This is a genomic window from Aeromicrobium alkaliterrae (assembly GCF_039529015.1).
In the GTDB taxonomy this organism is placed as follows: domain Bacteria; phylum Actinomycetota; class Actinomycetes; order Propionibacteriales; family Nocardioidaceae; genus Aeromicrobium; species Aeromicrobium alkaliterrae.
In genome coordinates this window covers 1-9165 of sequence record NZ_BAAAME010000007.1, presented here as the reverse complement: position 1 = coordinate 9165, position 9165 = coordinate 1, and the positions used below count along the sequence as shown (strand labels likewise).

The window sequence follows — 9165 nt, the reverse complement described above, 5'->3', positions numbered from 1 at the left end:
ACGGAACTCCGTTGAAGCCCCCCGAACGCCACGAGCGTCTCTGTTGTGTCTACCTCGCGCATCGTCGCAACAAGGTGATGCGCGGGGCCGAGGTGACTCGCGGCGATACCGATGGCCTCAAACTTTGCCTTCGAGATCTCGGGGCCATGCGAGAACGAGAGTTGGGACATGATGCTCAACTCGGTTTCGATCCGACGGAGTCGGTCGATAGCGCCCTGGCGTGCGGCAGCAGCGCCCTTATCTGTCACGGTGTGTCCTCCTCGCAGCAGGATAGGTCGCGACGAGCACCAACCGCGTGCTAGCCCCACCGCAGTCGACAAACGCTGGCGGCTTCAGGGGTTGTGGCTTGCCCAATGCTCGGCCGCAAACTCGAGGACTCGCGGAGTCTGCGTGACGACGTGGCCGATGCGTACTTGAACCGCCTCGCGCAACGATGGTGGAGCATGCCTGACCGTACTGACGCAACCAGTTGGATCGATCCCGAGAAGTCCGGCTTCGAAGAGCGCGTCGCAGCCGAACAGGCATGCGAGCAGAACGTTTGAAAGCTCAGCTCGTTCCTCTGGGTTGCAGTCGGCGCGGCGCTTGATATGGGCCGCGACAAGAAAGGTAGCCGGGTACTCCTGCCCGCAGAGGTCGCACGGTGCCTCGCCCCTGCCGGCCAGTTTCTCGGCTCGTAACTTGCTCTGCTCTCGCCGTCGTACGGCGAGTGAGTAGGCATCGTGGGTCTCTGACGGGTCGAGAGCAAAGCCCGTAGTCTCACTCAGTGCCGCAGTCTCGAATGCCAGCGCATCGTTATGGGTGATACGGAATGGGGTTCCGTGCGCGTTTGCGGAGTTTCGGAACGCAAGCATGCCGTCAGCACTGAGCAGATCTGCACCCCAGCCCTCACCTCCTTCGACGAACTCCAAATCGACGCGGTTCGGATAGATGTCGTCAGCCCAGACGACTTCGGTGGACGAGTGCAACCGAGAACGAGCCTTGAACACCATGACCTCAGCGAAGACGCCTGAGCGATACCCCACTTCGGGTCCCCTGGGGTCCGGCCCGCGATGGCCAAAGATCAACAGATCGTCGGGCTCGATCGACGAGGCAATCTCACGGTTCGTTATGCCGCCAGACGCGTTGTTGCGTCGGTCGAGCGCTGCGTCCTTCCAGCCCCACATCAATCGGCGTGTCCCGATGACGAAGTTGGCAGCGCTGCCTGCGGGTACATACACGAAGAAGGTGTTCGCCATGCTTGGAGCCTAGAGTTCGGCGGCCCGGCGTAGGGCGACGAACGGCGTTCGCGACCATCGCGGCCCGGGCATCCATGGGAGAGGCGCAGGCTCTGCGCTGACCCGAGCCTGAAACGACGGTGGTCGGGTCGAATCAAATACCCCGGCTACTGATCAGCACTCCCTACAGTTGGGCCGTGAGGAACTACGCGATGCTGTCCGATCACGACTTCGAGCTGCTTGCGGCCTCTCTGCTGGATGCCGAGCGCGGCGGGAGGTGGGAAGTGTTCGCTCGTGGCGCTGATGGCGGCGTAGACGTTCGACGTTTGGTCAATGGCAAGCGTGAAATCGTTCAGTGCAAACACATGCTGAAGAGCAGCAAAAGCAAGTTGCTCACTGCGGCAAAGAAAGAGAAGAAGAATGTCGACAAACTGAAACCGGCTTCGTATCAGTTCTGGACTACACAATCGCTCACAGCTGAAAACAAGGCTGACATTGCTGAGATTCTGTCGCCCTGGATCAAATCCGACTCGGACGTCTGGGGGGAAGAGGATCTCGAGCTGGCCCTTGATCGGCACCCCAACGTCGAGCGGGGACACGTGAAGCTTTGGATCGCAGGTGCGGGGCAGTTAAGCGCCCAGGTGAATGGAGGCGTCTGGCAGAGGAGCAAGGAACTTGCTCAAGAGATCGAGAGAGCACTGCCGCGATACGTTGAGACCGGCATCTTCACACACGCGCGGGACATTCTCGAGTCCAACAGAGTTCTGATCATCAGCGGCTCCCCGGGAGTCGGCAAGACGACCATCGCTCGGCTTCTTGTGGCGAACCTCGTCGACGCGGGCTACGAGCCGGTTTCGATATCGGGCGACGTCGATGAGGGTCAATCCGTCATCGACACGTCCAAGAAGCAGGTGTTCCTATACGACGATTTTCTAGGAAGCAACTTTCTGAGTAATCGACTTTCCAAGAACGAGGATAAGCGTCTCGCATCATTCATTCGAGCGTGTCGACACTCCGAGAACACGCTGTTCATCATGACCACGCGGGAGTACATTCTCCAGCAAGCGCTGAGCGACTATGAGGAACTCGAACGCGTCGACCTCGACGTTGAACGGCTGGTTGTCAAGCTTGAGAAGTACAGCCGGGTCGAAAAGGCCAGGATTCTCTACAACCATCTATTCCACTCAAACCATCTGCAGCCCGACGCGCTTGCCCAGTTGCGCGCCGGTAAGGCCTACTTGAGGGTCATCGATCACCGCAACTACAACCCACGCCTGATCGAGTTCGCGACGCTCACGGACCCCACGCTGAGAGGCAAGGTTCCTGAAAACTATGCGGATTACATCTTGGGTCTTCTCGACGATCCCAAGTCCGTGTGGAGCGGTCCTTTTAGCAAGCAGATCGATTCGGCAGGCCAAACGCTTGTCATCCTGATCGCGTGTCTCGACGGACTCGTCTCAGAAGACGAGGCGTACGCCATGATTTCGGCTGCATGTGACGCCGGTCTTTGCGACAGAGTCAAGGTGGGAGCGCTGAAGGACATGTTGAAGGTACTAGACGACTCGTTCTTGTCGACCACGCGCGCAGGCGCAACCGATTCAGAGTTGCTCATCGGACTCGCTAACCCGTCAGTCGGCGACTTCGTGACCGGCGTTCTTGCAAACGATCGAACTCGCCGGAACTCTGTGATCGAGTCATTCACTCACTTTGAGCAAGCCGCTTGGATACTGAAAGGGCTCCGAGCGTCGATTCCGCCCGAAGAACACCTCGAGTTCGATGCTCTCATCAGTGATGCATTCTCCCGGCTCTTCCAGACTCCATTGCCACGGTCGTCGCGCCCGCCCACTGCCGGGTTTCGACCCAGGCGTCATGAGGTTCAGACAGACCCCGTCGAGCGCTTGACGGTGATGCATCAGGCTATGGAGCTGTCTGCGACAATCTTCGAAAGGTTGACGGACCACTTCGATCAGCAGTTGCAAGCCACTTTCCTTGCTTGGCAAAACGGGTCCGAGCACGGTGACTTTGCGATGTGCTCTGACGTCGTTCAACTCGTTCGACGAGTCAGACGAAGCAATCTGCCACCTGAAGCTTGGCGTTCTGCTTGCGAGCTTGTGGGTGACCTCTACCCATCGGTCGAAAAGTGGGAACTGTTGGAGAAGCTGAACGACTTGACCGATCCGGACGAGGACCTCCTGGGACCTCATGTATCGGAGTTTCAGGAGTGGCTGGGTGAGGTCCTCGGATCCGGGTCCGACGAGATGACCGTCCGTGAGCTGGACGAAGCGCGCGCTTACGCCGACCACCTCGGCGTTTCCGTCGACGAAGAACAGTTCGATGCGATGCAGACCGAGGCCGCGCTTCGTGAGGATGAACTAAGCGAGGTTCGGTACGAGGAGTATCGGGACTCCCGAGGTCCCAGGGACGATGATTACGTCGCTGCGATTTTCGAGCGCTCGACCCCGGGGGTATAGGCCCCCCGGCAAGCGCTGGGCACCGCCGTGTCATAGCAGCAACGCTCGCGCGCAGGTTCCAAGGTCGTTCTGGTCTGACGTGTAGGACATGTCTAGGACAGCGTCCCTGGGTGGGCGAGGCCCCTGAACGGTCTGGACTGCAAAGTGACTTACCTTGACCAGCCCACAGGTGACAATGGATGGCACGGGCATCTTCAGATCGCGGACGCGCCCTCCGCACGAGGTAGGCCCCGTACTGCGTGCGTCGGTCGAGTCAGGAGAGGTTTACGACGATCCCTCCGAGGATTTGCTGTTCATGCTCTTCGAGGACATGGGGCACAGTGACGGGTCGTTTCTGATTGTCGGGAGGACCCTGGACCCAACAGGACAGACGTACGTGCAGAGCGCGCCATCGTTGGACGGAGGGTTTGTCGTTGAGTATCGCGAGGGCGGACCGGACCGCCACTATGCGACACGGGCTCCTGACATCAGAGTCGCGCACGGCTTGGTCACGGGATGGGCGTTCGAACTCCCGAACTGGAACACAGGGAGCGTTTGGACTCGGGTCCGCCACTGAGGGAGTCACTGGGTCAGACGACGTGCACTCCGCGTGCTTAGTCTCAACGGCGGGGGAGGCCCATTAACGGCTTCAGGACGCGGCAACGTTCGCGTTCGCGGGCCAAGTGACTCATTTTCCGGTGCCCGCTTGACCAGACGGCCGCTTAGCAGGTTCACCTGTGGGGGCCTTCGGCCCCACCTTGTCTCCGGTGAAGGCAAGGTGGGGTGCGAAGGCTCCGTGCCGAACGGCCCGGAGGGCCGTAGTAGCTGGGCCTACTCGCTACCTGCTCAAGGATCTGTTCTCTGGACGCGAGTGGTCCATGTGCATCGAGGCGCTGTGTGATCGGTACTTACTCTGGCCATAAGTCAGAGTCGTCCTCCCGGTGCCTCGGCCACGTGCCTCTACTCACCTCCCGGCATCAGGTAGTAGGTGGTCCTCGCGCCGCGTTTGAGCCCGACCGTCTCGACGCGCAGCCAGCCAGCGTTGGTCAGCATCTCCACTCCTCGCTCGGTGTAGGCACGTTGCCTTCCGATGCTGTCCCTGACTCCGACGGCATCCGAGAGGGACCGGTGCGGGATCGTCACCTTGGAGTCATCGCCGCAGAGCCGCGCGAGCTGTCTCGCTACGTCTCGGCCGCTTGGACTCGTGCTCTGGAGGACATCTGCGAACCACAGTGCGGCTTGCCCGTGGGGAGGTGTGTGCTCCTCGGCCATCGCGCTACCCCGCTTCCGGTGAAGCCTCCACCGTTCCTGCACGGCGGTCTCCCAAGGATCGCACGTGCTCGTCAGCTCGCTCCAGAGGTCCACGACGGTCGTCATGCTCGCTCCTCTTGGCTCACCTCGGGTGCTGTCGCCGAGTCGGTCTGTGGCGTCGGCTTGCCCGCTCGCGTTGCAAGTCGACGAAGAGCCGCCCGTGTGCCCCGGTAAGTACTTCGTCCGGAGAACAGCATTTGCAATGCGAGGTCGTCGGCCCTGGCCTTCTCGCGCTCGACTTGATGACGTGACGTCACTACAGGGTCGGGTGAGTGAGGATCGACGTACGGCACGTCGTCGGGCTGCGCGTGCGGCTCGTTGTGGCCCATGCTCACGCCCTCTCGTAGCGGTAGACGATCTCCAGTGATGCTGAGGCCGTTACAGGCCAAACGGGGGAGCCCTGCACGTACGCCACGTCCCCGCGCGACCAGGGGTTTTCATTGCCTCGGTACTCGGTGACCTCTCGGAGCGCGATGCTCACGATCTCGCCAGCCTCCGAGGTCTCGCCGACCAAAGCTTGAAATGTCGCGACGAGAGCAAAAAGCTCCTGGCGCAGGTCTTCGACACTGTGAGAGTCGCCGCGCTCGTGCTGGGCCGCTACAAGCATGGTGGCTGTGCCGATGGCAGTGCCGGGAGCGGTGTGAACCAACGCTTCTTCCCCGCGCTTGAGCAGGCCGGACCATGTGGACCTGATCCGCTCGACGGAATATCCGGCGTTCGCGAGTTGGCGGGCCTCCCGTCCGCCTGCGAGCTGGTCTCGCCACGCCGTGCTGAATGACTGCATGAGGCACGCGACACCGCGAGCGGATGGTGCGGTCAATCGAGGTACGGGCCACGCCGCCCGATCAAAGACAACACCCGTGCTGGAGACGACGCACTCGGACCCCCACGCGCGCAGAACCTCAGTGACGGAACCGGTGTCGATCTCGGTACCTCGGGTCGTGAGACGAACAACCCCGGCAGCGTCCAACGTGCCGTAGTTCTCGGTGTCCTCGGTCTGGGAGACGATGATCAGCGGCTCGACGTTGGGGGCCTCCTCAGGCAGCTTGTAGACGACCACGGGTGCATCCGTGACCCGCTCCAGCGCGTCAGCCGTCAGGTGCGCGAGGTGGTCGTCAGCGGCGAGGGGCCGCAGGTTGCGCTCAGCGCGCGCGAGTGCCTGCGAGGCGGGAGCCAGCAGTTGATTGGCTCGCTTGACTGACGTCTTCGGCCGCTCCATCTCGTCCTCGGTCACGCTCTCGTCTCCGAGATCGAGTCGCTCGTCCAGGGCCTCCAGCATCGCCTGGGCCTCGGACTTCTCGCCGTTCAGCCGCGAGACCTTTGCCTGTGCCCGGGCCACCGCCTCCCGCAAAGCGTCGAGCCTTGCCGATGGCTTCGGCAAAGCGCGCAGGGCCTTGCGGAGATCGGCACGAGCCTCGTGGCGGTCGTTGATCTCCTCGGTGATCTCGTAGTGCTTCGCCAGCAGCGTCATCTCGTCGCTGTCGGTCATCGTGCTGGTCATCGGTTCCTCCGGTTCATGGTTCGGCCGAGTCGGGTCGGCCGGTTCTGTTGCTGTCGGCGTCCCGGGCGCGGGCCGGTACGCAAGGGGGAGCGGTAGAACGTCCCCGTGGGGTCCGCCCACCGCTCCTGAGGTGTGGCGACCAGCCCAGTTGCTCGCAGGTCGGCCTGTCGATCGAGCGTCAGGAGCTCGTTGGCCGCGCTCTCGGTCATCAAGCGACCGCCTCCGTGCGGCCGACGACTTCGTACGCCTCAACGTCGCTGATCGGGTACCGCACCATCCCGCCGATCTTGGTGAAGGTCGGCCCCGTGCCCAGGTGCCGCCAGTTGGCGAGGGTTTTGGGCGTGATGCTCCACCGCTCGGCGAGCAGGGTTGGGCTGAGGTACCGCCGCGCGGGAAGGGGGGTGATGGACAAGGTGCCTCCTTGGTGTCCGGGGGCGCGCTGTCGACGCCCCTCAACATCCATTAGCGGAGGGCTCTGCTACATTCCTGATTCAGGACTTCTGGGGGGTGCCGGGCGATGTTCGTGAGCTTGACTGACCTCGCGACGGCGCCCTTCCTGTCGAGTCGGCGAACTCGAAACAAGGTCAGTGACGAGGACCGCGCCCGGCTCGTCGCTTGGTACGTCGCTCAGGTCGCCGGGGGAGATCGAAATCCAGCCCGAACCCTCGCGGACCGCTACCCGGACTCCAGTTTCAAGACCTGGGCGAACATCTTCAGTCGGGCGCGAACGGAGCAGCCAGTCCTTCTGACGGCCGCGCCTCGGCGAGGTGTGGCTGGTGGTGTACTCACCGATCACGCGGAACGACTGCTCGGCTTTTCATCCGATGTGCCGGATGAGCTGGTCGAGGTGTATCAGGCTGAGCGCGAGGAGCACGCCGCTTCCGTGCGGTACGACAAGCGGGTCAAACCCCCGAGGCGTAGCAGGTTCTCGACCGATGCTGAGTACGAGGCGACGTTCGACCTGTGGGCGCAACGGCGGGTTTGGTTCATTGAGGTCGAGGTCGGAGACGCGACCTTTGAGGACTTTGAAGACTGGTGGAACCGTGTGGCAAGATCCCCATCTAATCCCCAGAAAAGCGGGGATCGAACGGGCACTCGGGGGCATCTGCGTTTGGTAGAGAAGCCTGAAGTTGCAGCGAAATAAGTCATTTCGGGACTTGTAGTGATCGCATAGTGAACGACTCGAAGGGTTTCTGGTTCGAGTCCAGATGGGGGAGCAAGAGTGCCCGGTCTCCCTGTGGAGCCGGGCCTTTCTGCGTCGTCAGCACGCCGCGCCGGGACAGATCAGTCCTTGGCCCAGAACGGGCGGTAGGCCCGGGGTGGGCGGGTGCTTCGCTTCTTGCGGCGCTCGTAGATCACGAGACCGATGCCCGCCACGGCACAGACGCCCCCGAATCCCACGAGCCCTCCGAGGTTCCAGTCTCCCTCGACCACGACACGGAACGCGAGGAAACCGATCACGAGCACGACCAGGCCGACGACGCGCAGTGAGTCTCGGGACATGGATCAGAGCCTAGGTGCTCGCGGGATCGGTCAGCCGCTGGTCGCGAGGAACTCGTCGCCGCGGACGCCCTCTGATAGACAGGCGGCGTGAAGCGACTCGAGGGAGCCGACGAGGTCCTGCACACCCGGAACGCGGAGTTCCAGCAGCTGCAGGCGCTGGTGGCGAACCGCACCAAGCGGCACCGCCAGCAGTCGTTCCTCGTGCAGGGCGTGCGACCGCTGACGATCGCGCTGGAGCACGGCTGGCCCCTGCGAGCGCTGCTGGCGCCGTCCGACCGCGAGGTGAGCGACTGGGCCGCCGAGACCTGGGCCGCCACTGGCGTCAAGCGGGTGCTGATGCCGGGCGAGATGCTCGACGAGCTGGGCGAGAAGGCTGACGTCACCGAGCTCGTGGGCGTGGCGGAGATCCCGGCGGACGACCCCGCGAGGCTCCCGCGCGACGCGGGCCCGGTCGTCGTCATCGACCGCGCGACGCAGCCCCGCAACCTCGGCATGCTCGCGCGATCGATCGACGCCTTCGGGGGCGCCGCGCTGATCGTGACCGGCCACGCCGCCGACCCCTACGACCCGCAGGCCGTGCGGGCCTCGACCGGATCGCTCCTCGCGGTGCCCGTGCTGCGAGCGGATGGCCCGGAGCAGGTCCAGGAGTGGCTCGAGCCCGGCGCGTGGCAGTACGTCGGCACCGACGAGACGGGCGAGCGTGAGCTGCGCGACCTCGACCTCGTGCGTCGCACCGTGATCGTGCTCGGCAACGAGACTCGCGGCATGTCGACCGCGTGGCGTGAGGCCTGTGAGACGACGGTGGCCCTGCCGGTCGTGGGCACGGCGAGCTCGCTCAACGTCGCCGTGACGGGCTCGATCGTGCTGCACGAGGCGCTGCGTCAACGCCTCGACGCAGGAGCCTGACGCCGCGCCCGCGAGGGCTTTCCACAGTTGTCCCCAGGCCTCTTCGCGACTCGTGGGCCTTGTCGGTGGGGCCTTGTTGGCTGGTCTCATGTTCGAGGATCTGGCGCCGGAGGAGCTGCTCGCCGCTGTGGCGAGCGCGGATTACCGGGTGCTGGAGCCGATCGACGTGATGGGTGGCAAGCACATCGACGCGATCGCGGCGTTGGAGCGGCTGATGCGGGTCGCGCAGGCCCGGATCGTGGAGCACACGGCCGACCTGTATGCGTTGCGGCGGCTGGAC

10 protein-coding genes are annotated in these 9165 nt (G+C 63.4%); 4 read left to right on the top strand and 6 right to left on the bottom strand.

Going from position 1 to position 9165, the window contains the following annotated elements:
- Together ABD127_RS17085 and ABD127_RS17080 are read right to left on the bottom strand one after the other, a co-directional pair.
- Nucleotides 1-248: hypothetical protein (locus ABD127_RS17085; RefSeq protein WP_344203758.1), on the bottom strand; the 248-nt coding region annotated here is incomplete at its 3' end.
- An 84-nt stretch (nucleotides 249-332) separates the two neighbouring features.
- Nucleotides 333-1235: a hypothetical protein gene (locus ABD127_RS17080; RefSeq protein ID WP_344203756.1), complete on the bottom strand. Its 903-nt coding sequence runs from the start codon at nucleotides 1233-1235 to the stop codon at nucleotides 333-335.
- 176 nt (nucleotides 1236-1411) lie between these two features.
- On the opposite strand from ABD127_RS17080, the gene ABD127_RS17075 reads away from it, so the two are divergent.
- Entirely contained in the window at nucleotides 1412-3685 is a 2274-nt protein-coding gene (locus tag ABD127_RS17075; protein ID WP_344203755.1) for an nSTAND3 domain-containing NTPase, read from the top strand.
- Nucleotides 3686-4624: 939 nt separating this feature from the next.
- Here the strand turns inward: ABD127_RS17075 and ABD127_RS17070 are convergent.
- The 3 genes from ABD127_RS17070 to ABD127_RS17060 all read right to left on the bottom strand — a co-directional run bounded on the left by ABD127_RS17070 (nucleotide 4625) and on the right by ABD127_RS17060 (nucleotide 6888).
- Nucleotides 4625-5041, bottom strand: a complete 417-nt coding sequence (locus tag ABD127_RS17070; RefSeq protein WP_344203754.1) for a hypothetical protein — start codon at nucleotides 5039-5041, stop codon at nucleotides 4625-4627.
- Between the two features lie 265 nt (nucleotides 5042-5306).
- The gene (locus ABD127_RS17065) at nucleotides 5307-6476 is read right to left on the bottom strand and encodes a hypothetical protein (protein WP_344203753.1); all 1170 of its coding nucleotides are present in this window, start codon (nucleotides 6474-6476) and stop codon (nucleotides 5307-5309) included.
- Between the two features lie 208 nt (nucleotides 6477-6684).
- Nucleotides 6685-6888 (bottom strand): helix-turn-helix transcriptional regulator, encoded by a 204-nt coding sequence (locus ABD127_RS17060; protein ID WP_344203751.1) that lies wholly within the window; start codon nucleotides 6886-6888, stop codon nucleotides 6685-6687.
- Nucleotides 6889-7005: 117 nt separating this feature from the next.
- On the opposite strand from ABD127_RS17060, the gene ABD127_RS17055 reads away from it, so the two are divergent.
- Nucleotides 7006-7620, top strand: a complete 615-nt coding sequence (locus ABD127_RS17055) for a hypothetical protein (protein WP_344203750.1) — start codon at nucleotides 7006-7008, stop codon at nucleotides 7618-7620.
- Nucleotides 7621-7760: 140 nt separating this feature from the next.
- On the opposite strand, the gene ABD127_RS17050 is transcribed toward ABD127_RS17055, so the two are convergent.
- A complete protein-coding gene (locus ABD127_RS17050; protein ID WP_344203748.1) occupies nucleotides 7761-7979 on the bottom strand; it encodes a hypothetical protein in 219 nt (72 codons plus the stop codon).
- Nucleotides 7980-8066: 87 nt separating this feature from the next.
- Here ABD127_RS17050 and ABD127_RS17045 point away from each other — a divergent pair, with 87 nt between their 5' ends.
- Together ABD127_RS17045 and ABD127_RS17040 are read left to right on the top strand one after the other, a co-directional pair.
- Nucleotides 8067-8885 (top strand): TrmH family RNA methyltransferase, encoded by an 819-nt coding sequence (locus ABD127_RS17045; protein WP_344203746.1) that lies wholly within the window; start codon nucleotides 8067-8069, stop codon nucleotides 8883-8885.
- Between the two features lie 88 nt (nucleotides 8886-8973).
- A partial coding sequence (locus tag ABD127_RS17040; RefSeq protein WP_344203745.1) for a hypothetical protein occupies nucleotides 8974-9165 on the top strand: 192 nt, incomplete at its 3' end.